This window comes from Sphaerisporangium krabiense (assembly GCF_014200435.1).
GTDB lineage: Bacteria > Actinomycetota > Actinomycetes > Streptosporangiales > Streptosporangiaceae > Sphaerisporangium > Sphaerisporangium krabiense.
The window spans coordinates 5,627,800-5,650,527 of record NZ_JACHBR010000001.1; the positions used below are offsets into that span (position 1 = coordinate 5,627,800).

Here is a 22,728-nt window from a genome sequence, read left to right on the forward strand (position 1 = left end):
CGTGACCCGTCCCGTCCACGTCGAAGGGAAGACCAGGTGACGCGCCCCACTCCGGCGGTCCTCGTGCTGGAGGACGGCCGCGCCTTCCACGGCACCTCCTACGGCGCCGAGGGGGAGACCTTCGGCGAGATGGTCTTCGCCACGGGCATGACCGGATACCAGGAGACCCTGACCGACCCGTCCTACCACGGCCAGATCGTGGCGATGACCGCCCCGCACATCGGCAACACCGGCGTCAACGACGAGGACCCGGAGTCCTCGCGGATCTGGGTGGCCGGGTACGTCGTGCGCGAGCCGGCGCGGGTCGCCTCCAACTGGCGCTCGCGCCGCTCCCTGGACGAGGAGCTGCGCCGCCAGGGCGTGGTCGGCATCGCCATGCCCGGCACCCGCGCGCTCACCCGCCACCTGCGCGAGCGCGGCGCGATGCGCGCCGGCGTGTTCACCGGGCCCGCGGCCCCGGTCGAGGAGCTGGCCGAGCGCGTGCGCACCAGCCCCGCGATGGTCGGCGCCGACCTGGCCAAGCAGGTCTCCACGGCCGAGCCGTACGTCGTGCCCGCCCACGGCGTCAAGCGGTTCACGGTCGCGGCGATCGACCTCGGCATCAAGGCGATGACGCCGTACCGCATGGCCGAGCGCGGCTGCGAGGTGCACGTGCTGCCCGCCACCGCGACCGCCGCCGACGTGCTGGCCCTCGACCCCGACGGGGTGTTCCTGTCCAACGGCCCCGGAGACCCGGCCGCCGCGGACTACGCCGTGGAGACGCTGACCGGGGTGCTGGAGGCCCGCAGGCCGGTGTTCGGCATCTGCTTCGGCAACCAGATCCTGGGCCGGGCGCTCGGCCTCGGCACCTACAAGCTCCGCTACGGCCACCGGGGCGTCAACCAGCCCGTCCAGGACCGCCGGACCGGCAAGGTGGACATCTCCGCCCACAACCACGGCTTCGCGGTCCAGGCGCCGCTGGACGGCCCGTTCGACACCCCGTACGGGCGCGGCGAGGTGAGCCACGTGAACCTCAACGACGGCTGCGTCGAGGGGCTGCGCCTGCTCGACTACCCGGCGTTCAGCGTGCAGTACCACCCCGAGGCCGCCGCGGGCCCGCACGACGCCGCGGGCCTGTTCGACGAGTTCTGCGCCCTGATGGCGGGCGGCGCCACGGGCACGAAGGGGGAGGAGCGGGGCAATGGCTAAGCGCACCGACATCTCGACGATCATGGTGATCGGCTCGGGGCCGATCGTGATCGGCCAGGCCTGCGAGTTCGACTACTCCGGCACGCAGGCCTGCCGGGTGCTGCGCGCCGAGGGCTACCGGGTGATCCTCGTCAACAGCAACCCCGCCACGATCATGACCGACCCGGAGTTCGCCGACGCCACCTACGTCGAGCCGATCACCCCGGGCATCGTCGAGCAGATCATCGCCAAGGAGCGCCCCGACGCCCTGCTGCCCACCCTCGGCGGCCAGACCGCGCTCAACACCGCCGTCGCCCTGTACGAGGCGGGCGTGCTCGAGCGCTACGGCGTCGAGCTCATCGGCGCCGACATCGCGGCGATCCAGGCCGGCGAGAACCGCGAGCTGTTCAAGGGTATCGTCGCCAAGGTCGCCGAGGAGCACGGGCTGAACGCCGAGTCCGCGCGGTCGGCGATCTGCCACACGCTGGAGGAGTGCCTGGCCGCCGCCGGCACCCTCGGCTACCCGGTGGTCGTGCGGCCGAGCTTCACCATGGGCGGCGCCGGCTCGGGCTTCGCCTACGACGAGGAGGACCTGCGCCGCATCGCCGGGGCCGGGCTCGACGCCTCGCCGACCACCGAGGTGCTCCTGGAGGAGTCGATCCTCGGCTGGAAGGAGTACGAGCTGGAGGTCATGCGCGACCGGGCCGACAACGTCGTCATCGTCTGCTCCATCGAGAACATCGACCCGATGGGCGTGCACACCGGCGACAGCGTCACCGTGGCCCCGGCCATGACGCTGACCGACCGCGAGTACCAGAACATGCGCGACGTCGCCATCGCCGTCATCCGCGAGGTCGGCGTCGACACCGGCGGCTGCAACATCCAGTTCGCCGTGGACCCGCGCACCGGGCGCATGATCGTCATCGAGATGAACCCCCGGGTGTCGCGTTCCAGCGCCCTGGCCTCCAAGGCCACCGGCTTCCCGATCGCCAAGATCGCCGCCAAGCTGGCCATCGGCTACACCCTGGACGAGATCCCCAACGACATCACCCGCGAGACCCCCGCCTCCTTCGAGCCGTCGCTGGACTACGTGGTGGTGAAGGTCCCGCGTTTCGCGTTCGAGAAGTTCGCCGGCGCCGACCGCACCCTCACCACCCACATGAAGTCGGTGGGCGAGGCCATGGCCATCGGCAGGTCCTTCCCCGAGGCCCTCCAGAAGGCCCTCAGGTCGCTGGAGAAGAAGGAGTCGTCCTTCTCCTGGGCCGGCGACCCCGGAGGCCCGGAGGACAGGCGCCGGCTGCTCGAGGCGTGCCGCACGCCGCACGACGGGCGGCTGCGCACGATGCAGCAGGCCATCCGGGCCGGCGCCACCCTGGAGGAGCTGTACGAGGCCACCGCCGTGGACCCGTGGTTCCTGGACCAGCTCTTCCTGATCGACGAGGAGGCCGCCGCCCTGCGCGAGGGCGAGCTCACCGCCGCCACGCTGACCAGGGCCAAGCGGCACGGCTTCTCCGACGCCCAGATCGCCGGGATCCGCGGGATGGCCGAGCCCGAGGTCAGGGCCCTGCGCGACGCGCTCGGGGTGCGGCCGGTCTACAACACCGTGGACACCTGCGCCGCGGAGTTCGCCGCCAAGACCCCCTACCTGTACTCGACCTACGACGAAGAGACCGAGGTCCCCGGCGGCGACCGGCCCAAGGTGATCATCCTCGGCAGCGGGCCGAACCGCATCGGCCAGGGCATCGAGTTCGACTACGCCTGCGTGCACGCCTCGTTCGAGCTGTCGGCCGCCGGCTACGAGACCGTGATGGTCAACTGCAACCCCGAGACCGTCTCGACCGACTACGACACCTCCGACCGGCTCTACTTCGAGCCGCTCACCCTGGAGGACGTCCTGGAGGTCGTGCGCGCCGAGCGCGAGACCGGCCCCATCGCCGGGGTCATCGTGCAGCTCGGGGGCCAGACGCCGCTCGGGCTCGCCCAGGCGCTCAAGGACGCCGGCGTGCCGGTCGTCGGCACCAGCCCCGAGTCCATCCACCTGGCGGAGGACCGCGGGGCGTTCGGCCGGGTGCTCGCCGAGGCCGCGCTGCCCGCGCCCCGGCACGGCACCGCCATGACCGTGGAGCAGGCGCGGGAGGTCGCCGCCGAGATCGGCTACCCGGTGCTGGTGCGCCCCTCCTACGTCCTCGGCGGCGCCGGCATGGCGATCGTCTACGACGAGGACACGCTGAGCGCCTACATGGGCCGCGCGACCGGCGACCACCCCGTGCTCGTCGACAAGTTCCTCGACGAGGCCATCGAGATCGACGTGGACGCGCTGTTCGACGGCGAGGAGCTGTACCTCGGCGGCGTGATGGAGCACATCGAGGAGGCCGGCATCCACTCCGGCGACTCGGCGTGCGCGCTGCCGCCGATCACGCTCGGCGGGTTCGACATCAAGCGCATCCGCGCCGCGACCGAGGCCATCGCGCGCGGCGTCGGCGTGCGCGGCCTCCTGAACGTCCAGTACGCCCTGTCGGCCAACATCCTGTACGTCCTGGAGGCCAACCCGCGCGCGAGCCGCACGGTGCCGTTCGTGTCCAAGGCGACGGCGGTGCCGCTCGCCAAGGCCGCCGCCCGGGTGATGATGGGCGCGAGCATCGCGTCCCTGCGCGAGGAGGGCATGCTGCCGCGCGAGGGCGACGGCGGCACGCTGCCCCTGGACGCCCCCATCGCGGTCAAGGAGGCCGTGCTGCCGTTCAACCGGTTCCGGGGCGTGGACATCGTGCTCGGGCCCGAGATGCGCTCCACGGGCGAGGTGATGGGCATCGACGAGGTCTTCGGCACCGCCTACGCCAAGTCGCAGTCCGCGGCCTACGGCTCGCTGCCGACCAAGGGGCGCGCGTTCGTCTCGGTCGCCAACCGCGACAAGCGCGCGATGGTCTTCCCGGTGAAGGCCCTCGCCGACCTGGGCTTCGAGATCCTCGCCACGGAGGGGACCGCGGAGGTGCTGCGCCGCAACGGCGTCCATGCCAAGATCGTGCGCAAGCAGAGCGACGGCCCCGGCACGGACGGTGAGCCGACGATCGTCACGCGCATCCTGGACGGCGAGGTCGACCTCATCGTGAACACCCCCTTCGGCAGCCCCGGCCAGTCCGGGCCCCGCCTGGACGGCTACGAGATCCGCACCGCCGCCGTCCTGCGGGGCGTCCCGTGCGTCACGACCGTGCAGGGGCTCGCGGCGGCGGTCCAGGGCATTCAGGCCGTCGCGGCGGGCTCGGTGGGCGTACGGTCGCTCCAGGAGCACGCCAAGAGACTGAGGGGCTGACCCCGCGGCGGGAGGTGAAGGAGACGGCCGGAACTCCGGTGCAGGTGACGGGCACGGTGCTGACGACGCGCCGCGTCGACGCCTACCACGCCCTGACCGTGGTGGCGCCGGGCATCGCCGAGCGCTTCCGTCCCGGCCACTTCGTCTCCGTGGCCGTCGGCGGCCCGCACACGTCCATGCCCGCGCGCCGCGCCTTTTCGGTGCACGACGTCAAGCCCGACTACGGCGGCACGGTGGAGCTGGTCTTCGCCGTGCGCGGCCGGGGGACCGCGTGGCTGGCCGAGCGCAAGGCCAGGGACACCCTGGACCTGGTGGGCCCGCTCGGCCGCCCGTTCCCCGTGCCCCGCGACCCCTGCACGTGCGTGCTGGTCGGCGGCGAGTACGGCTCGGCGTCGCTGTTCGCGCTCGCCGACACCCTGCAGCAGCGCGGCTGCCGGGTCGACTTCGTGCTCGGCGCCGCCTCCGCCGACCGCGTCTTCGGCGCGCTGCGGGCCCGCCGCATGGGGGAGACCATCACCCTGACCACCGAGGACGGCTCGCTCGGCCTGCGCGGCCTCGTCACCGACGCGCTGCCCTCGGTGATCGCCGACGCGCGCGCCGACGTGGTGTACGCCTGCGGGCCGATGTCCATGCTGCGCGGCGTCACCGCCGTCGCGGTCGAGTTCGACATCCCCGTGCAGGTGTCGGTCGAGGAGGCGATGGCCTGCGGGTACGGCGTCTGCATGACGTGCGTGCTGCCCGTCATCGGCGACGACGGCGTCACGCGCATGGCACGCTCGTGCGTGGACGGCCCGGTCTTCCGCGGGGAGCGGGTGCGGTTCGAGGATGTCGGGACCATCCCCTTCGACGCCCTGGGCGCGCCCGGGGGACGAGTGCAGGAGGGGGGTGCCCACTCCAGAAATGTCAGTTGACATGCGGACGTACCTCGCGCACGTCGAACTGGCCAACCCGATCACCACGGCCGCCGGGTGCGCCGCCTCCGGTGCCGAGCTCTCCCAGTTCTTCGAGCTTGCCCGTCTCGGCGCGGTCGTCACCCGCTCGATCACCATGGCCCCCCGCGCCGGGCGCCCCACCCCGCGCATGGCCGAGACCCCCTCGGGCCTGCTCAACGGCGTCGGCCTGCAGGGGCCGGGCGTGGAGGCGTTCCTGGAGCGCGAGCTGCCGCGCCTGGTCGACCGCGGGGCCCGCGCCGTCGTGTCCATCGCGGGGGGCAGCGTCGCGGAGTACACCGCGCTGGCCCGCAGGCTGTCGGACGCGCCCGGCGTCGCCGCGGTCGAGGTCAACCTCTCCTGCCCGAACGTCGAGGACCTGGGCAGGGTCTTCGCCCGCGACCCCGCCGCCTCGGCGGAGGTCGTCTCGAGCGTCCGCGCGACCCTGCGCTACGACCTGCCCGTGGTCGCCAAGCTCGCCCCCGACGTCGCCGACATCGTCGCGGTCGCCCGGTCGTGCGTGGACGGCGGCGCCGACGCGCTCGCCATGATCAACACACCGCTGGGCATGAGCATCGACGTCGACACCATGCGTCCCGCGCTGGCCGCCGGCACCGGCGGCCTCTCGGGCCCGGCCATCAGGCCCCTCGCCGTGCGCTGCCTGTGGCAGGTGCACGCCGCGCTGCCCGGCGTGCCGATCGTCGGCATGGGCGGCGTGGCGAGCGGCCGCGACGCGCTGGAGATGATCCTGGCGGGCGCCTGCGTGGTCGCCGTGGGCACCGCGCTGTTCCACGACCCCTACGCCTGCCTGCGCATCCTGCGCGAGCTGGAGGAGCTGCTCAAGGAGCGCGGCTTCGAGCGGCTCGCCGACGCGGTGGGGCTGGCCCACCGTCCGCCCGGGGCCGGACCCCGGCACCGAACCGACCTTGAGGAGACCTCTCTGTGACGTCCGCACCCATCGCCGTGGCCCTCGACGCGCCCGACCTGGAGACGGCGGCCCGCTGGGCCGCGGCCGTCACCCCGCACGTGAGCACCGTGAAGGTCGGCCTCGAACTCTACCTCCGTTACGGTCCCGACGTGATCGCCTCGGTGCGGGGCGCCACCGGTGTGCAGGTGTTCCTCGACCTGAAGCTGCACGACATCCCCAACACCGTCGCCGGCGCCGCGCGCGCCGTCGCGCGGCTCAGGCCCGCCATCCTCACCGTGCACGCCGCGGGCGGCCGCGCGATGATCCGGGCCGCGGTCGAGAACGCCCCGCACACCCGCGTCGCCGCCGTCACGGCCCTGACGTCGCTCTCAGAGGCCGATCTGGAGCGTATCGGAATCAGGGGACCCTCCGGTGACGCCGTGCGCCGTCTGGCCGTCGAGGCCGTCGGCGCGGGCGCCCAGGCCCTGGTCTGCTCGCCCCGCGAGGTCGCCGCGGTGCGGGCCGAGGTCGGGCCCGATGTCATGCTCATCACGCCTGGGGTGCGGCCCGCCGGTGCCGAAACCCAGGACCAGGCAAGAGTAGCGACTCCGGAGCAGGCCGTCGCCGACGGGGCCGATCTTCTCGTGATCGGGCGTCCCATCACCGGCGCCGCCGACCCCGGAGCGGCCGCCGCGCGCATCGCCGCGGCCCTGCGGCGGGTGCTCCAGGCCTGACGCGCCGGGCCCCCTTTCGCGGCCCGCGCGGATGGCCGGGAACCGCCTGCGGGGACTAGCCCGGAGCCGATCGGCCGTCCGGGGATGACTAGCCCGAGAGCGGCCAGTACAGGCGTGTTTTGTCGACGGAATGCGATTCTCCGAACACGAAGAGTGATGAAAACAATTTTGTCGGGGGAGAAACTGGGCTTGACGTTGCTTGAAGGCCCAAGACCAGCTAGTTTCCCCTCCCGTCCGAGTACATCGACAGAAATTCGAGGTGACCCGGCGTGGCTCTTCCTCCCCTGACCCCCGAGCAGCGCGCCGCAGCCCTGGAGAAGGCTGCCAAAGCCCGCAAAGAGCGTGCCGAGGTCAAGAACCGGCTCAAGCACGGCGCGGTTTCTCTGGCTGAGGTGCTGAAGGATGGTCAGACCGACGACGTCATCGGCAAGATGAAGGTGTCGGCACTTTTGGAGTCGCTCCCCGGCGTGGGCAAGGTCCGCGCCAAGCAGCTGATGGAGAGGCTCGGTATCGCCGAGTCCCGCCGCGTGCGGGGTCTCGGCGCGAACCAGCGGGCCGCTCTGGAGCGCGAGTTCGGCGGCGCCGAGAGCTGATCTCGGCCGGCTGGAACAGAGATCACGGGGGTGTGGAGTGACCGGTACGTCCTGGCCCGAAGAGGGCGGCGTCCAACGGGCGCCCGTTTTCGGGGGGTTCGGGACACGTGGCGGTGACTCCATGCCTTCCACCGGCAGTCCGGAGGCGGCGCATGTCTCCTCCGGACCGGCGGGCAAGCGCCTGACGGTCCTCTCCGGGCCGTCCGGCGTGGGAAAGTCCACGGTCGTCGCCGAGCTTCGGCGGTCCCACCCCGAGGTGTGGCTGTCGGTCTCGGTGACCACCAGGGCCCCCCGGCCCGGCGAGACGCACGGCGTCGAGTACTACTTCGTCGCCGGCGACGAATTCGACCGCATGGTCGCCGCGGGCGAGCTCCTCGAATGGGCGGAGTTCGCCGGCAACAGGTACGGAACGCCCCGGGCGCCCGTGGAGCGCAAGCTCGCGGACGGCGTCCCCACGCTCCTGGAGATCGACCTCCAGGGCGCCCGGCAGGTCCGTGAGTCCATGCCCGAGGCGCTGCTGGTCTTCCTGGCCCCGCCGAGCTGGGAAGAGCTGGAGAGCCGCCTGCGCGGGCGTGGCACAGAGCCCGAGGACGTCATCACGCGCCGCCTGGCCGCCGGCCGCGTCGAGCTCGCCGCCGAGAAGGAGTTCGACGTCTCGCTGGTCAACACGGCCGTCGGCGACGTGTGCGCCCGGCTGATAGCCTTGATGACGTGACGATCGGCCCGTGCGCGCGTCCGGCGCGCCCGTGAGGCTTGGTATTCTGCAAGGCCGGGACCGATCCTCCGATCGATCCGACATCCCGACTGAGAGGCCGACGACGTGGCCGGCACCGCCCCGCTTGCCGAAGGCATCACCAACCCGCCGATCGACCAGCTGCTTGAGGTCGTCGACAGCAAGTACAGCCTGGTCATCATGGGCGCGAAGCGGGCGCGCCAGATCAACGCCTACTACTCCCAGCTCGGCGAGGGCCTTCTGGAGTACGTCGGGCCGCTCGTGGAGACGCACGCCCAGGAGAAGCCCCTCTCCATCGCGCTGCGCGAGATCTCCGAGGGCCTGCTGACCTCCGAGGCCATCGAGGGCTGACCTCGACCCGTCCGCCGCGCGCCCCCGTGATGAACACCCAGGCCTCCGCCGGGCCGAGCGTCGTTCTCGGTGTGGGCGCGGGCATCGCGGCGTACAAGGCCTGCGAGCTGCTGCGGCTGTTCACCGAGTCGGGCCACGACGTCCGCGTCGTCCCCACGCGGGACGCTCTGCGGTTCGTCGGCGAGCCCACCTGGGCCGCCCTCTCCGGCAACCCCGTGACCAGCGAGGTCTGGGAGTCCGTCCACGAGGTGCCGCACGTCCGCATCGGGCAGGCGGCCGACCTGGTGGTGGTCGCGCCCGCCACGGCCGACATCCTCGCCAGGGCCGCGCACGGCCTCGCCGGTGACCTGCTCACCAACACCCTGCTGACCGCCCGCTGCCCGGTCGTCTTCGCCCCGGCGATGCACACCGAGATGTGGGAGCACCCCGCCACCCGCGCCAACGTCGCCACCCTGCGCGAGCGCGGCTGCCTGGTCATCGACCCCGCCGTAGGGCGGCTGACCGGCGCCGACACCGGCCGGGGGCGCCTGCCGGACCCCGCCGCGATCTTCGAGGTCTGCCGCGGTGTCCTGTCCGGCCGCGGGGCCGACCTGGCGGGCCGCCACGTCGTCGTCTCCGCCGGCGGCACCCGCGAGGCCATCGACCCGGTGCGGTTCATCGGCAACCGGTCCTCGGGCCTGCAGGGGTACGCGCTGGCGCGCACGGCCGTCGCGCGCGGCGCCTGCGTCACGCTGGTGGCCGCCAACGTGGCGCTGCCCGATCCGGCGGGCGCCACGGTGGTGCGGGTGGAGTCCGCGCTCGCCCTGCGGGAGGCCGTCCTCGAGGCCGCGGGGAGCGCCGACGCGGTGGTGATGGCGGCGGCGGTCGCCGACTTCCGGCCCGCCGCGCGCAGCGACTCCAAGATCAAGAAGTCGTCGGCGGATCCCGAACCCATTCATCTCACGAAAAATCCGGACATCCTCGCCGAGTTGTGCGACCTGCGCCGCGCGGGGCGCCGGCCCTGGCCCGAGGTCATCGCCGGATTCGCCGCCGAGACCGACGACGTCCTCGCCAACGGTCAGGCCAAGCTCGCCCGCAAGGGCTGCGACCTGCTCGTCGTCAACCAGGTCGGCGAGAACCTCGCCTTCGGCACCCCCGACAACGCCGCCGTGATCCTCGTCGCGGGCGGCGACCCGGTCGAGGTGCCGCGCGGCCCCAAGGAGGGGCTGGCCGACGTCGTCTGGGACCTCGTGGCCGCCCGCCTCGCCTGAGCCGCCCGCCCCCGTTTTGATGAGTCCTGCTCATGACGGCTTGATGGCGGCCGGTTCCCGGCGGATACTCCGGGAGGATGCCGGAGTGAGAGGGCCACGCGATGCCGGTGACCGCCACGGTGCGACAACGCTGCCGATCCCTGTTGCCCCAGGGTGAGGAACTGCACTACGTCTTCCCCGCCACCCTCACCGGATCGGGCGGCGCCTCCCACTACCTCGTCGTGGTGACCGGCCTGTCGGTCACCGTGCTCGCCACCAAGCTGTTCACCCGCGACGAACCCGCCGTCGTCTGGGCGCGCTACCCCCGCCGCACCCGCCTCGGCCCCGTACGGCACGACTCGCGGCCCGCGATCCGGCTCGGCGACACCCTGTTCGAGGTCGAGGCCGAGTACGTCCCCGTCATCGCGGCGGCCGACGCCGAGGCGTTCTCGCCCGCGGACCTGCCCAAGGACCCGCTTCCCGATCTCTAGGCCCCGCCACGCCGTGAGACGGTTGCGCGGCGCCGCACCTCGTCGGGCTAAACTCGGCGCAGCGCCTTGGCCGTCCAAGCCAATGCCACGACGTCAGCAGCCGCTGCATGAGGAGCCTGTGAGTTGTCCCGCCGCCTGTTCACTTCCGAGTCGGTCACAGAGGGCCACCCGGACAAGATCGCCGACCAGATCAGTGACGCGATCCTCGACGCCATGCTCAAGGACCACCCGACCAGCCGGGTCGCGGTCGAGACGCTGATCACCACCGGCCAGGTCCACGTCGCCGGTGAGGTCACCACCGAGACCTACGTCGACATTCCCGGTGTCATCCGGGAGAAGATCCTGGAGATCGGGTACGACGCCTCGCACAAGGGCTTCGACGGCGCCTCGTGTGGTGTGTCGGTGTCCATCGGGGCGCAGTCGCCCGACATCGCCCAGGGCGTGGACGACGCCTATGAGGTCCGTGAGGGTGAGGGTTCCGACGACCTGGACCGTCAGGGGGCCGGCGACCAGGGTCTGATGTTCGGTTACGCGTGCCGGGAGACCCCGGAGCTGATGCCGTTGCCGATCACGCTGGCGCATCGGATGGCGCGCCGGTTGTCGGAGGTGCGCAAGAACGGCACGGTGCCGTATCTGCGCCCGGACGGCAAGACGCAGGTGACGATCGAGTACGACGGCGACCGCCCGGTGCGGCTGGACACCGTCGTCGTCTCCAGCCAGCACGCCCCCGAGATCGACCTGAAGGAGATGCTCACCCCCGACGTCAGGGAGCACGTGGTCGAGCCGGTGCTGGCCGAGCTGGACATCGATGTCGAGGGGTACCGGTTGCTGGTGAACCCGACGGGGCGGTTCGAGATCGGTGGTCCGATGGGGGACGCGGGTCTGACGGGCCGGAAGATCATTGTGGACACCTATGGCGGGATGGCCCGTCATGGGGGTGGGGCGTTCTCGGGTAAGGATCCGTCGAAGGTGGACCGTTCGGCGGCGTATGCGATGCGGTGGGTGGCCAAGAACGTGGTGGCGGCGGGTCTGGCGGATCGGGTGGAGGTGCAGGTGGCCTACGCGATCGGCAAGGCGCAGCCGGTGGGGGTGTTCGTGGAGACGTTCGGCACCGAGAAGGTGGAGGTGTCGCGGATCCAGGAGGCGATCTCGCGGGTGTTCGACCTGCGTCCGGCGGCGATCATCCGTGATCTGGACCTGCTGCGGCCGATCTACTCCCAGACCGCCGCCTACGGCCACTTCGGCCGCGAGGAGCCCAACTTCTCCTGGGAGCGCACCGACCGCGCCGAGGACCTCCGCCAGGCCCTCGGCCTCTGACCCACGCCTCACAGCGCCGCGAGCTCTGTGAGCGCTCGGCACCGGTCCCCGGCTCGGGGACCGGGCATGGTCTGCGCGTGTGAGGCATCGGACTCCGGTCGCCGGAGTCCGATGCCTCCGTCGTCCCGCGGGTCGCGGCGCGGGCGGCGGTTCCCGCTCTGACCAGGCGATAGTGTGTTCGATATGCGGCCTCATCAATCCTCGGAGGCGACCACGGGCTCCGGCCGCGACGGTGCGCCGGCGACGTCGTCCCGCGACGCCCGCCCGGAGGACGCGGGGGCGCTGCTGCCGCTGGACGCCGTGGGAGGGCGCCGGGGAACCGGTGGCGGCGAGGGGGCCGGGCACGCGGCGGCCAAGGGCGCGCCCGTGGCCGCGCGGGAGCTGCCCGTGGCCCGGGTGCTGGTGGACACCTCGCTGGCGCACCTCGACCGTCCCTTCGACTATCTCGTCCCCGAGGCGATGGCCGCCGAGGCCGTGCCCGGCTGCCGGGTGAGGGTCCGCTTCGCCGGAAAGCTCACCGACGGCCTCGTCCTGGAACGGGCCGCCTCCACCGAGCACGAGGGAAGGCTCACGCCCCTGGAGCGCGTGGTCTCCCCGGAGCCGGTGCTGACCCCGCGGATCGCCGCCCTGTGCCGCGCCGTGGCCGACCGCTACGCGGGCACCATGTCCGACGTCCTGCGCCTGGCCATCCCCCCGAGACACGCCAAGGTCGAATCCGAACCCCAGAACCCTCCCCCCGGAGCTCCGGCCCCCACGACCCTCCCGCCCTCGTCACCCGCGTCCCCCCAGCCGTCCTCCCCGCTCGCGGCCGTCCGGCTGCCTTCCGGGGCCACCCGCCCGTCTTCCGTGCCAGAGGGCTCCCGTCCCTCCTCCGGGCTCGGGAGCGTCCGGCCCGTGGACGGCGGAGCACCGCCGCCGGAGCGGGGCGCGGAGGGACGGCAGGAGTCCCAGGGGGAGCGGATCACCGGGGGCGGGGACGACCCGTTGCCGGGGGTTTGGGGCGAGTACGTCGCGGGGCCGGGGTTCGTGCAGGCGCTCGCCGAGGGGCGGGGGGTTCGGGCGGTGTGGACGGCGCTGCCGGGGGTCGGTGAGGACGGCGGGCCCACGTGGCCCGAGGGCGTCGCGCTCGCCGTCCTCGCGACCGTTCGGGCCGGCAAGGGCGCGCTGGTGGTGGTCCCGGACGGCAAGGACGTCGCGCTGGTGGACGCCGCGCTGACCCGCGTGCTCGGCGAGGGCGCGCACGTCGCCCTGACCGCCGGCCTCGGCCCCGCCGAGCGCTACCGCCGCTGGCTGAAGGTGCTGCGCGGCCAGGTGCGCGTGGTCGCGGGCGCCCGCGCCGCCACGTTCGCGCCCGTCCACGATCTCGGCCTGGTGGTGATCTGGGACGACGGCGACGACCTGCACGCCGAGCGGCTGGCCCCCTACCCCCACACCCGCGAGGTGCTCGCCCTGCGCGCCCACCAGACCGGCGCGGCCATGCTCGTCGGCGGGCACGCCCGCACGGCCGAGGCGACACGGCTGGTCGCCACCGGCTGGGCCCACCCGATCGGCCCCGCCCGCGAGACCGTCAGGCGGCACGCCCCCCGGGTCCGCCCGGCGGGCGACGACGCCGAGCTGGCCAGGGACGCCGCCGCCCGCGCCGCCCGCCTGCCCACCCTGGCCTGGTCGGTGCTCAGGACCGGCCTGGAGTCGGGGCCCGTGCTCATCCAGGTGCCGCGCCGCGGGTACCTGCCCGCCCTGGCCTGCCAGGCGTGCCGCACGCCCGCCCGCTGCGTCCAGACCCCGCCGCTCGCCGGCCTCCCGCCCGAGGCACCGGCGCCGCGCGGGACGCCCGACCCGTCCATCCCGCAGCCCGGCCGCAGGCGGGCCCCGGCCGCCGCCGCGCCCGCCCCGCGCCCGTCCCTGGAAGGCTCCGCCTGGGGCCTGGCCGGCGTCCCGGTGGCCCGCGAGCTGTTCGGGGACATGGCGGACCCGCAGGACGCGGCGGCGGCGGCCGTCATGCGGTTCATGCCGGTGCCGCTGTGCGGGGGGCCGCTGGCGCTGCGCGGCGGCCACTCCGCCCCCTACTGCCGCTGGTGCGGCCGTATCGCGGGCCTGTGGCGCTGCCAGATCTGCGGCAACAACCGGCTGCGCGCCCTGGTGGTGGGCGCGCGCCGCACCGCCGAGGAGCTCGGCCGCGCCTTCCCGTCCGTCCCGGTCAGGACCTCGGGCCGCGACTCGGTGCTCGCCACGGTCGGCTCCTCGCGGGCCCTGGTCGTGGCCACCCCGGGCGCGGAGCCCGTCCCCAAGGGCGGGTACGCCGCCGCCGTGCTGCTGGACGGCTGGGCCATGCTGGGCCGTCCCGACCTGCGCGCCGCCGAGGAGACGCTGCGGCGGTGGATGAACGCGGCGGCGCTGCTGCGGCCGGGCGCCGAGCTGGTCGTGCTCGCCGACGCATCGCTGCCGGTCGTGCAGGCCCTGGTCCGCTGGGACCCGGTGACGCACGCCGAGCGCGAGCTGGCCGAGCGGGCGGCGCTGGGCTTCCCGCCCGCCGTGCGCATGGCCACGCTGACCGGCCCGCCGGCGGCGGTCCGCGACATGGCGGCCGGTCTCGGCCTGCCGGAGGGCGCGCAGGTCCTCGGCCCCGTGCCCGTCGAGGCGCCGCGGGGCCGCCCGGCCGAGCCGGAGGAGCGCCTGATGGTCCGCGTGCCGCGCGGGGCCGAGGCGGCGCTCGCCAGGGCGCTGAAGGGCGCGGCCGGGGTGAGGGCCGCGCGCAAGGCCCCTGACCTGGTCCGGGTGTGTATGGACCCCATGGATCTGGTCTGACCGCAGCTCGCCGATTCGCGGGGCTGATAGCGAGCCGTTAGTTTCTCCCTGTGTCGATCGAATGGGTGAACGGGGCCATCGAGGAGATCCGGGCGTGGGGGCGCTCCAACGGGGTGGTGGTGGACGCCGATGAGATCCGGCTCCTGTGCGACTACGCCAGCGACTATCTGGACGTGAAGGAGCTCGCCGACTTCGCGCCCGTGACCTTCGAGCGGCTCCTGCTCGACATCTATCCCCGCAAGGTCATCGCGCCCCCCGAGAGCGCGGCCGAGACCGTCGCCGCGTCGCGTACTCTGGTCGACTTCCTGCTGGACAGCGGGGAGATCGGCACCAAGATGGCCGCCCGCATGCGCGCCAAGATCGACGAGATCGCGCCGGAGATGCCGGCCGCGCTCGCCGACACCACCAAGTTCGGCATGGCCAAGAGCATGTTCGGGGCGATGGGCGCCGACGCCCTGGAGGCCGGCACGCCGTACGTCGCCACCGACGATCTCGTCGCCGCGCCGCGCCGCCCGAGGTCCGACGACGGCGCCGGGGACTGCGACTGCCCGGCGTGCGCCCCTCTGCCCGCCGTGCGCCTGGCGCCGCCGCAGGAGGTCGCACAGGGCGCGCGGGAGGCCGGCCTGCTCCGCGAGGCCCAGCTGCTGGTGGCCTGGATGCTGGAAGGCGGCCGGGTCCCGACCGTGAAGGGGACGCTGCGGGTGAGGGACGCCGCGCGCGCCGCCCGCGAGCTCGGCCTGACCGCCCCCGCCCTGGCCTGGGACGCCGCGCTGGCGATCGGCCTGGCGGAGGTCTCCGGCCGGGCGCTGACCGCGCCACGAGGCACCGAGCCGCTGCCGGACCGCGACGACGAGACGGTCCTGGACCTGTGGGCGGGCGTCGTCGCGTTCCTGACCGGCGGCTCGGAGGCGGACGTCACCGGCTTCGCGCCCGTCGACCGCGAACTGTACGGCGTGCACGACATGCTGTACCGGGCGCAGGCGCCGCTGGAGGTGGCCGCGCTGCGCGAGTACCTGGAGGACACCTGGGCCGGGGACGGCCCTCAGGCGGGCGAGGAGCTGGACGCGGGCCTCGCGGCCGCGCTGGACGTCCTGGCGCGCTGCGGCACGGTCGAGCACGACGGCGAGGCCGTGCGGCTCACCGCGCACGGCCGGTGGGGGCTGCGCGAGGTGTTCACCCGCATGGGCCTGGCCGCGCCGGTCGCCCCCGACCCGGCCGAGGGCGACGCCGCCGCGCTGGTCGCCCTGCTGGTGGAGGGCCACCCGGCCTGGCTCGCCGAGCAGGACATCGCCGCCTGGCTCGGCAGGCGGGAGCCGGAGGAGGCGGCGGGCGAGCTGCTGGCCGCCGTCCAAGGGGGCGAGGCCGCCGCGCGCGGGGTCGCGCTGACGATCGTCGACCGGCTCGGCCCCGAGGCCGCGCCCGCGGTGCGCGACGTCCTGGACGACCCCTGCCTGCGCCCCCACGCGCTCGTCTGGCTGGCCTCGCACGACATGGAGGCCCCCGCGCCGACGCCGCGGGAGGCGCTGTGGGCGGGCGTGGACACCCTGGCCTTCGCGCTGGCCCGCGAGGCCGACGATCCGGACGAGATCGCGAGGAGCCTCGCCCAGTCGGCGCCGTCGGCGCAGGTCATCGAGGACATGTGGCAGGTGGACCACCCGGACGTCGCCGAGGTGCTCGACCTGCTCGGGCGCCACCTTCCGGACCGGGCTCTGGCCAAGGCGGCGCGCAAGGCCGCGTTCAAGGCGCGCTCCCGCGGCATCCACTGACCCCACGCCGAACCCGGTGAAGGCCGCGCGGAGAGCCCGCGCCGGAGCCGTGCCAGGGCCGCGCCCCGGCGTGCTTTGAGCGTTCTTCGCCGGACGGACGGGCGCCGGTGTGGTGATCATGCCGAACGTCCGCGGACCCGTCATCGGGTGTGGCTGGTGTGGAGTAAGTTGCCTGAATGGCCAACAGCGGGAACGGCGGCGTCTTCGATCTCGGAGAGCTGCGCAACCTCATCGACGAGCTGGGCACCGTGTCCGGCGAGGAGCGCGAGGCGCTGCTCTCCGAGATGGCGGGCGAGAGCGACCCGTGCGACTGCGAGGACTGCGAGAGCGAGGTGCTGAGCTTCCCTCCGGTCGAGCTGGCGCCGGAGGCCGAGCTGGCCGGCGCGGTCCTCTCGGTGCCGCTGGTCCGCGACGCCCGGCGGCTGGCCGCCTGGACGGGCTCGCGCGAGGTCACCGAGGAAGGCCACCTCACGCCGGGCGACGCCCGCGAGGCCTCCGGCGAGCTGGGCCTCACGCTCGACCGGCTGCGCCTGGTGTGGGTCGTCGCCGTGAACGGCGGCCTGGCGCGCGTCACCCGCGCGGGCGCCGTGCCCGGCCCCGGCCTGCCGCCCGACCTGATGAACTTCTGGGACGGCGTCGTGATGGACGTGCTGGACCGCACCGAGGAGGGGCTGACCGGCTCGGAGGTGGCCGACGAGCACCTCACCGAGATGCTCGCCACCATCTACGCCACCAGCGACGGCATCACCTACGCCGGCCTGGTCGAGGGCATGCTGCAGGCCCACGAGATCGGCTGCGAGGCCCGCGCCCACGAGATGCGGCGGCTGCGCGAGGTGCTGCCCGGCGAGCTGGACGCCGCCCTCGACCTCCTGGAGTACTGCGGGCTGTTCGAGCGCACGGCCGACAGCGTGCGCCTCACCCCGCTCGGCGTGTGGGCCGTCCGGCAGGACCTGCTGCGCGAGGGCCATGACGCGCCGCTGCTGTCGGAGATCGCCGGGTTCGCCGAGCTGAGCGCCGCCGAGCTGGTGGACGCGATGCTGAGCGGCGAGGCGCCCTCCAGCGCCCCGGCGCTGTGGGCCGAGCGCCGCGTCCCCGAGGACGCCGCCCGTGAGCTGATCAAGGTCGCCGCCTCGGGCACGCCCGGCCAGCGCGGGGTGATCGGCACCGTCCTGGCCGAGATGGGCCCGGAGGCCGAGCCCGCCCTGCGCGAGGCCCTGGCCGAGCCCGCGATGTGGCGGCACGCCGCGGTGTGGCTCGCCGTCCGGGACCTGGACGCCCCCGTCCTGACCGAGGAGGACGGCACCTGGCTCGCCGTGGACACCCTGGCCACGCTCCTGCACATCCCCGACGTCCCCGAGGCCATGGGCGAGTTCGAGGCCCTGGAGCCGGGGGAGGAGCTGCTGCGCCTGGTCGACGACATCAGCCGCAGCGGCCACCCCGACGCCATCGCCGTCCTGGAGCTCCTCGGCGCCCACCACCCGGACACCACGGTGGCCAAGGCGGCGCGCAAGGCCGCGATGAAGGCCCGCTCCCGCTGAGCCCGGCGCCGCCCGGCGGTCAGACCGGGCGGCTCGCGGCGCCCCATAAACTTAGGTGACCTTTCCTTCCTGACGTGATCGGAGTCGTCCGTGGCAATTCAGCCGATCCGCCTGTTCGGCGACCCGGTGCTGCGTACCCCCGCGGAGCCGGTCGTCGACTTCGACAAAGAGCTGCGCAAGCTCGTCAAGGACCTCACCGACACGATGATGGACGCGCCGGGCGCCGGTCTCGCCGCGCCGCAGATCGGGGTGAGCCTGCGCGTCTTCACCTACTACGTCGACGAGCGGCTCGGCCACCTCATCAACCCCACCCTCGACCTGTCGGACGAGCAGGACGAGGAGGGCGAGGAGGGGTGCCTGTCGTTCCCGGGCCTCGCCTTCCCCACGCCGCGGGCGATCCGCGCCGTGGCCAAGGGGTTCGACATGCACGGCGAGCCGATCACCATCGAGGGCACCGACCTCATGGCCCGCTGCGTCCAGCACGAGACCGACCACCTCGACGGCGTCCTGTTCATCGACCGCATGGACGCCAAGCAGCGCAAGCTGGCGATGAAGGCCATCCGCGAGGCCGAGTGGAGCGGCCTCGCCGCGCCGGTCGTGAAGGTCTCGCCGCACGCCACTCAAGGGAAGGCCATCTAGCCCGTGCGCCTCGTCTTCGCCGGAACCCCGGAAACCGCGCTGCCCTCGCTGCGGGCGCTGCTGGACTCGCCCCGGCACGAGGTCGCGGCGGTGGTGACCCGCCCGGACGCCCAGTCGGGGCGCGGGCGCCGGGTCCAGCCGAGCCCCGTCGCCGAGCTGGCGGCCTCGGCGGGCGTCGAGGTGCTGCGCCCGGCCAAGGCGGGCGACCCGGACTTCCTGGCCCGGCTGAAGGCCATCGCGCCCGACTGCTGCCCGGTCGTGGCCTACGGCGCCCTGCTGCCGCAGGCGGCCCTGGACGTCCCACGGCTCGGGTGGATCAACCTGCACTTCTCGCTGCTGCCCGCCTGGCGGGGCGCGGCGCCCGTCCAGCACGCGGTGCTGCACGGGGACGAGATCACCGGCGCGGCGACCTTCCAGATCGTCAAGGAGCTCGACGCCGGTCCGGTGTACGGCGTGGTGACCGAGGAGGTCCGGCCCGCCGACACCAGCGGCGAGCTGCTGGCCCGGCTGGCGGAGTCCGGCGCGGGCCTGCTGCTGGCCACGCTGGACGGCGTGGAGGACGGCGAGCTGGTGGCGCGTCCCCAGCCCGCCGACGGCGTGAGCCACGCCCCCAAGCTGGAGGTCTCGGACGCGCGGGTCGACTGGACGGCTCCGGCGCTGCGCGTGGACCGGCTGGTGCGGGCCTGCACCCCGGCGCCGGGCGCCTGGACCGAGTTCCGCGGCGAGCGGCTCAAGCTCGGCCCCGTCACGCTCGTGGCCGAGGGCGCCGGGCCGGTGCCGGGCGCGGGGCCCCTCGGCCCGGGCGAGATCGCCGCGGCCAAGAACACCGTGCTGGTGGGCACCTCCACCCGCCCGGTACTGCTGGGCGAGGTGCAGCCCGAGGGCAAGCGGCGCATGACCGCGGGCGAGTGGGCGCGCGGCGTGCGCCTGACCCCGGCCGACCGGCTCGGCTGAGCGGCCGCGGGGGAGCGTCGACGTCCGGACATGAGGCGACATGATGGGCTTGATGGCGGGGGAAGTGTGACAGGGGACGACGCCGCGCCGGGCCGCGGGGCCGCGCGGGGAGGACGACGCGGGCAGAGCAGGCCGGCGGGCAAGAGGCGGCCGGTCCGCGACGAGCCGCGCAACACCGCCTACGACCTGCTGAGGGCCGTCGACGAGCGCGACGCCTACGCCAACCTGCTCATGCCCACCCTGCTGCGCGAGCGCGGGCTGGCCGGCCGCGACGCCGCCCTGGCCACCGAGCTGGCCTACGGCACCCTGCGCGGCCTCGGCACCTACGACGAGATCATCGCCGTGTGCAGCGACCGCCCGCCCGAGCGGATCGACCCCCCGCTGCTGGACGCCATCCGCCTCGGCGTCCACCAGCTCCTCAGGACCCGCGTGCCCTCGCACGCCGCCGTGAGCGCCACCGTCGACCTCGCGCGCCTGCGCGTCGGCGTCGGCGCCTCCAAGTTCGCCAACGCCGTCCTGCGCAAGGTCGCCACCCGCGACTACGACCGCTGGCTCGCCATCGTGGCCCCCGACCCGGCGCAGGACCTCATCGGCCACCTCGCCGTCGCCCACAGCCACCCCCGGTGGATCACCTCGGCGCTGCGCGACGCGGTCGGCGGCGACCCGGAGGAGACCGCGGCGCTGCTGGCGGCCGACAACGAGCGCCCGGGCGTCACCTTGATCGCCTGGCCGGGCCGCAGCACGGTCGGCGAGCTCGTCGAGGCCGGCGCCGTGCCCGCCCGCTACTCGCCGTACGCCGCCTACCTGCCCGAGGGCGACCCGGGCGCGGTCCCCGCGGTCGCCGAGGGCCGCGCGGCCGTCCAGGACGAGGCGAGTCAGCTCGTCGCCCTGGCGCTGACCCGGGTGCCGCTGGAGGGCGACGACCGGCTGTGGCTGGACATGTGCGCGGGCCCCGGCGGCAAGGCCGGCCTGCTCGACGCGCTCGCCCTCCAGGAGGACCGCCACCTGCTGGCCTCCGACCAGCGCTTCCACCGCGCCCGGCTGGTCTGGCGCGCCACGCGCACCGCGGGGGTCATCACCGCGGACGGCACCACGCCCGCCTGGCGCGCGGGCGCGTTCGACCGCGTGCTCGTGGACGCGCCGTGCACCGGGCTCGGCGCGCTGCGCCGCCGTCCCGAGGCCCGCTGGCGCCGTGACCCGGCCAGCGTGCCCGAGCTCGGCGACCTGCAGCGGCGGCTGCTCGGCTCGGCGCTGTCGTCCGCCCGGCCCGGGGGCGTGGTGGCGTACGTGACCTGCTCGCCGCACCTCGCCGAGACCCGCGCCGTGGTCGAGGACGTCGTGCGGCGCCGCGGCGGCGCCGAGGTGCTCGACGCCCGCGCGTTCCTGGACGAGGTGGACGGTCTGGGGGAGGGGCCGTACGCCCAGTTCTGGCCGCACCGCCACGGCACCGACGCCATGTTCCTCGCGCTGCTACGCCGCACGCCCTGAGCGTTCTCGCACGACACGGAAGGCTTGTCATGTCATATCCGGAGCCGCTCTACCACGCCGAGACCGGCGAGGTCAGCGGGACCCTCCGGCCGGGCGGCTCGGAGCCCGAGCTGCGGATCGGCGGCCCCGACGGCACCCACGTCCGCTACCTCGCCACCGGCGCCACCACCGGCGGGCTGTTCGGGCTGTACCGCTGGGACATGGGCCCCGGGCCGAGCGGCCCCGGCGCGCACTTCCACCGCACCATGGCCGAGTCGTTCTACGTCCTGTCCGGCACGATCCGCCTGTACGACGGCGCGCGCTGGGCCGAGGGGACCGCGGGCGACTTCCTGCACATCCCCCCGGGAGGCGTGCACGCCTTCCGCAACGAGTCGGGCGAGCCCGCCTCGATGCTGCTGCACTTCGCCCCCGGCGCGCCCCGCGAGGCGTACTTCGAGGAACTGGCCGAGATCGCGGCGACCGGCCGCACCCTCACGCCCGAGGAGTGGACGGAGCTGTACCTGCGCCACGACCAGTACATGGTCTGAAACAGGCGGCCGCCGGGGACCCGGGCGGGCGCTTCGTCGACGTGGTGCAACACAAGGTCCACCGGGACGGATGACCTTCACCCCGGCCGCGTCCCGAAAGGTCATCACAACAGGTAATCGATCGTAAACTCTCCGTGCTGTCCCGAGACGGGAACGGAACCCCGTCCGGCCTGATTCGGAGGTCCCTCATGACGATCGGTTCAGGGCACGTCCGCGCCCTTTGCGGCAGGCTCACGCTCGTGATCGCGGGCGGGCTCGCCGCCGCCCTCGCCACGGCGTCCGCCGTCCCCGCCGCCGTGGCGCCGCCCCGCATCGGCGTGCTCAAGAGCGACGGCAAGGCGCTGGTCAAGGAGGGCGGCCTGTCGGCCACCTGGGTCACCGAGCACGACGGGATCAAGCAGATCGCGCTGGCGGGCGACCGCATCGGCGTCCTCAGGGCCGACGGCGCCGCGCTGGTCAAGGAGGGCGGCCTGTCCGCCACCTGGGTCACCGAGCACGACGGGATCAAGCAGATCGCCCTCTCCGGCAACCGCATCGGCGTGCTCACCGGCGACGGCAGGGCCCTCGTGAAGGAGGGCGGCCTGTCGGCCACCTGGGTCACCGAGAACACCCACGTCAAGCAGATCGCGTTGTCCGGCAACCGCATCGGCGTCCTGAAGAGCGACGGCACCGCCCTGGTCAAGGAGGGCGGCCTGTCCGCCACCTGGGTGACCGAGAACACCCGGGTCCGCCAGATCGCGCTCTCCGGAAACCGCATCGGCGTCCTCAAGGGCGACGGCACGGCCCTGGTCAAGGAGGGCGGCCTGTCGGCCACCTGGGTCACCGAGAACACCGACGTCCTCGAACTGGCCCTGTCCGGCGACCGCATCGGCGTCCTGAAGAGCGACGGCGTGGCGCTGGTGAAGGAGGGCGGCCTGTCCGCCACCTGGGTCACCGAGAACGACGACGTCATCCAGCTCGCCCTCGCCGGCGACCGCATCGGCGTCCTCAAGGGCGACGGCGTGGCCCTCGTGAAGGAGGGCGGCCTGTCGGCCACCTGGGTCACCGAGAACGACGACGTCACCCAGCTCGCCCTCTCCACCGGCAACGACTGACCCCCCGAGCCCGGCCCGCCCCACCCACCGCCCGGGGCGGGCCGCCCCAGTGGACCGGGCCGTTCGCCTGCCATGACGGGCGGGCGGCCCGGTTCGCGCCAGGTGGGGCGAGTCGTTCACCCGTCACGACGGGCGGATGGTCCGGTTCACGCCCAGGTG

At 74.0% G+C, this 22,728-nt stretch carries 19 protein-coding genes; all 19 read left to right on the forward strand.

The window, feature by feature from the left end:
- The first annotated feature begins 36 nt into the window (after nucleotides 1-36).
- The 19 genes from carA to BJ981_RS24775 all read left to right on the forward strand — a co-directional run bounded on the left by carA (nucleotide 37) and on the right by BJ981_RS24775 (nucleotide 22,569).
- Nucleotides 37-1,188: a glutamine-hydrolyzing carbamoyl-phosphate synthase small subunit gene (gene carA / locus BJ981_RS24685; RefSeq protein WP_184614171.1), complete on the forward strand. Its 1,152-nt coding sequence runs from the start codon at nucleotides 37-39 to the stop codon at nucleotides 1,186-1,188.
- Complete coding sequence (carB, locus tag BJ981_RS24690; protein ID WP_184614180.1) at nucleotides 1,181-4,474, forward strand: carbamoyl-phosphate synthase large subunit; 3,294 nt, start codon at nucleotides 1,181-1,183, stop codon at nucleotides 4,472-4,474. The genes carA and carB overlap by 8 nt, the downstream gene beginning before the upstream one ends.
- A 14-nt stretch (nucleotides 4,475-4,488) precedes the next feature.
- Nucleotides 4,489-5,385: a dihydroorotate dehydrogenase electron transfer subunit gene (locus tag BJ981_RS24695; protein ID WP_239138957.1), complete on the forward strand. Its 897-nt coding sequence runs from the start codon at nucleotides 4,489-4,491 to the stop codon at nucleotides 5,383-5,385.
- The gene (locus BJ981_RS24700; RefSeq protein WP_184614189.1) at nucleotides 5,375-6,349 is read left to right on the forward strand and encodes a dihydroorotate dehydrogenase; all 975 of its coding nucleotides are present in this window, start codon (nucleotides 5,375-5,377) and stop codon (nucleotides 6,347-6,349) included. The genes BJ981_RS24695 and BJ981_RS24700 overlap by 11 nt, the downstream gene beginning before the upstream one ends.
- Entirely contained in the window at nucleotides 6,346-7,044 is a 699-nt protein-coding gene (pyrF, locus tag BJ981_RS24705; protein WP_184614191.1) for an orotidine-5'-phosphate decarboxylase, read from the forward strand. The genes BJ981_RS24700 and pyrF overlap by 4 nt, the downstream gene beginning before the upstream one ends.
- A gap of 269 nt (nucleotides 7,045-7,313) precedes the next feature.
- Complete coding sequence (mihF, locus tag BJ981_RS24710) at nucleotides 7,314-7,637, forward strand: integration host factor, actinobacterial type (protein ID WP_114031276.1); 324 nt, start codon at nucleotides 7,314-7,316, stop codon at nucleotides 7,635-7,637.
- A 121-nt stretch (nucleotides 7,638-7,758) separates the two neighbouring features.
- Entirely contained in the window at nucleotides 7,759-8,352 is a 594-nt protein-coding gene (gene gmk, locus BJ981_RS24715) for a guanylate kinase (RefSeq protein ID WP_184614193.1), read from the forward strand.
- A gap of 105 nt (nucleotides 8,353-8,457) precedes the next feature.
- Nucleotides 8,458-8,721 carry a DNA-directed RNA polymerase subunit omega gene (rpoZ, locus tag BJ981_RS24720; protein WP_184614195.1) on the forward strand — a complete coding sequence of 88 codons (264 nt, stop codon included), beginning with the start codon at nucleotides 8,458-8,460 and terminating at the stop codon, nucleotides 8,719-8,721.
- Between the two features lie 29 nt (nucleotides 8,722-8,750).
- Nucleotides 8,751-9,971, forward strand: coding sequence for a bifunctional phosphopantothenoylcysteine decarboxylase/phosphopantothenate--cysteine ligase CoaBC (gene coaBC / locus BJ981_RS24725; RefSeq protein ID WP_184614197.1), 1,221 nt, complete (start codon nucleotides 8,751-8,753; stop codon nucleotides 9,969-9,971).
- A gap of 101 nt (nucleotides 9,972-10,072) precedes the next feature.
- Nucleotides 10,073-10,441 carry a hypothetical protein gene (locus BJ981_RS24730; protein ID WP_184614199.1) on the forward strand — a complete coding sequence of 123 codons (369 nt, stop codon included), beginning with the start codon at nucleotides 10,073-10,075 and terminating at the stop codon, nucleotides 10,439-10,441.
- A 123-nt stretch (nucleotides 10,442-10,564) separates the two neighbouring features.
- Complete coding sequence (gene metK, locus BJ981_RS24735) at nucleotides 10,565-11,758, forward strand: methionine adenosyltransferase (protein WP_184614201.1); 1,194 nt, start codon at nucleotides 10,565-10,567, stop codon at nucleotides 11,756-11,758.
- A 183-nt stretch (nucleotides 11,759-11,941) separates the two neighbouring features.
- Nucleotides 11,942-14,563 (forward strand): primosomal protein N', encoded by a 2,622-nt coding sequence (locus BJ981_RS24740; RefSeq protein ID WP_184614202.1) that lies wholly within the window; start codon nucleotides 11,942-11,944, stop codon nucleotides 14,561-14,563.
- A 50-nt stretch (nucleotides 14,564-14,613) separates the two neighbouring features.
- Complete coding sequence (locus tag BJ981_RS24745) at nucleotides 14,614-16,329, forward strand: hypothetical protein (RefSeq protein ID WP_184614204.1); 1,716 nt, start codon at nucleotides 14,614-14,616, stop codon at nucleotides 16,327-16,329.
- Nucleotides 16,330-16,505: 176 nt separating this feature from the next.
- Nucleotides 16,506-17,867: a hypothetical protein gene (locus tag BJ981_RS24750; RefSeq protein ID WP_184614206.1), complete on the forward strand. Its 1,362-nt coding sequence runs from the start codon at nucleotides 16,506-16,508 to the stop codon at nucleotides 17,865-17,867.
- Nucleotides 17,868-17,957: 90 nt separating this feature from the next.
- Nucleotides 17,958-18,506 (forward strand): peptide deformylase, encoded by a 549-nt coding sequence (gene def / locus BJ981_RS24755; RefSeq protein ID WP_184614207.1) that lies wholly within the window; start codon nucleotides 17,958-17,960, stop codon nucleotides 18,504-18,506.
- A 3-nt stretch (nucleotides 18,507-18,509) separates the two neighbouring features.
- Nucleotides 18,510-19,460: a methionyl-tRNA formyltransferase gene (gene fmt / locus BJ981_RS24760; RefSeq protein WP_184614209.1), complete on the forward strand. Its 951-nt coding sequence runs from the start codon at nucleotides 18,510-18,512 to the stop codon at nucleotides 19,458-19,460.
- Between the two features lie 66 nt (nucleotides 19,461-19,526).
- Nucleotides 19,527-20,948: an RsmB/NOP family class I SAM-dependent RNA methyltransferase gene (locus tag BJ981_RS24765; protein ID WP_275422349.1), complete on the forward strand. Its 1,422-nt coding sequence runs from the start codon at nucleotides 19,527-19,529 to the stop codon at nucleotides 20,946-20,948.
- A gap of 29 nt (nucleotides 20,949-20,977) precedes the next feature.
- A complete protein-coding gene (locus BJ981_RS24770; protein WP_184614213.1) occupies nucleotides 20,978-21,475 on the forward strand; it encodes a cupin domain-containing protein in 498 nt (165 codons plus the stop codon).
- A 188-nt stretch (nucleotides 21,476-21,663) separates the two neighbouring features.
- Nucleotides 21,664-22,569, forward strand: a complete 906-nt coding sequence (locus tag BJ981_RS24775; protein ID WP_184614215.1) for a peptidase S1 — start codon at nucleotides 21,664-21,666, stop codon at nucleotides 22,567-22,569.
- Nucleotides 22,570-22,728: the final 159 nt, after the last annotated feature.

Bases quoted from the DNA above. Each gene is read 5' to 3' on its own strand.
- gmk (WP_184614193.1), top strand. From the start codon at position 7,759: ATGCCTTCCACCGGCAGTCCGGAGGCGGCGCATGTCTCCTCCGGACCG.
- BJ981_RS24730 (WP_184614199.1), top strand. From the start codon at position 10,073: ATGCCGGTGACCGCCACGGTGCGACAACGCTGCCGATCCCTGTTGCCC.
- BJ981_RS24770 (WP_184614213.1), top strand. From the start codon at position 20,978: ATGTCATATCCGGAGCCGCTCTACCACGCCGAGACCGGCGAGGTCAGC.
- carB (WP_184614180.1), top strand. From the start codon at position 1,181: ATGGCTAAGCGCACCGACATCTCGACGATCATGGTGATCGGCTCGGGG.
- BJ981_RS24700 (WP_184614189.1), top strand. From the start codon at position 5,375: ATGTCAGTTGACATGCGGACGTACCTCGCGCACGTCGAACTGGCCAAC.
- BJ981_RS24775 (WP_184614215.1), top strand. From the start codon at position 21,664: ATGACGATCGGTTCAGGGCACGTCCGCGCCCTTTGCGGCAGGCTCACG.
- BJ981_RS24740 (WP_184614202.1), top strand. From the start codon at position 11,942: ATGCGGCCTCATCAATCCTCGGAGGCGACCACGGGCTCCGGCCGCGAC.
- coaBC (WP_184614197.1), top strand. From the start codon at position 8,751: ATGAACACCCAGGCCTCCGCCGGGCCGAGCGTCGTTCTCGGTGTGGGC.
- BJ981_RS24750 (WP_184614206.1), top strand. From the start codon at position 16,506: ATGGCCAACAGCGGGAACGGCGGCGTCTTCGATCTCGGAGAGCTGCGC.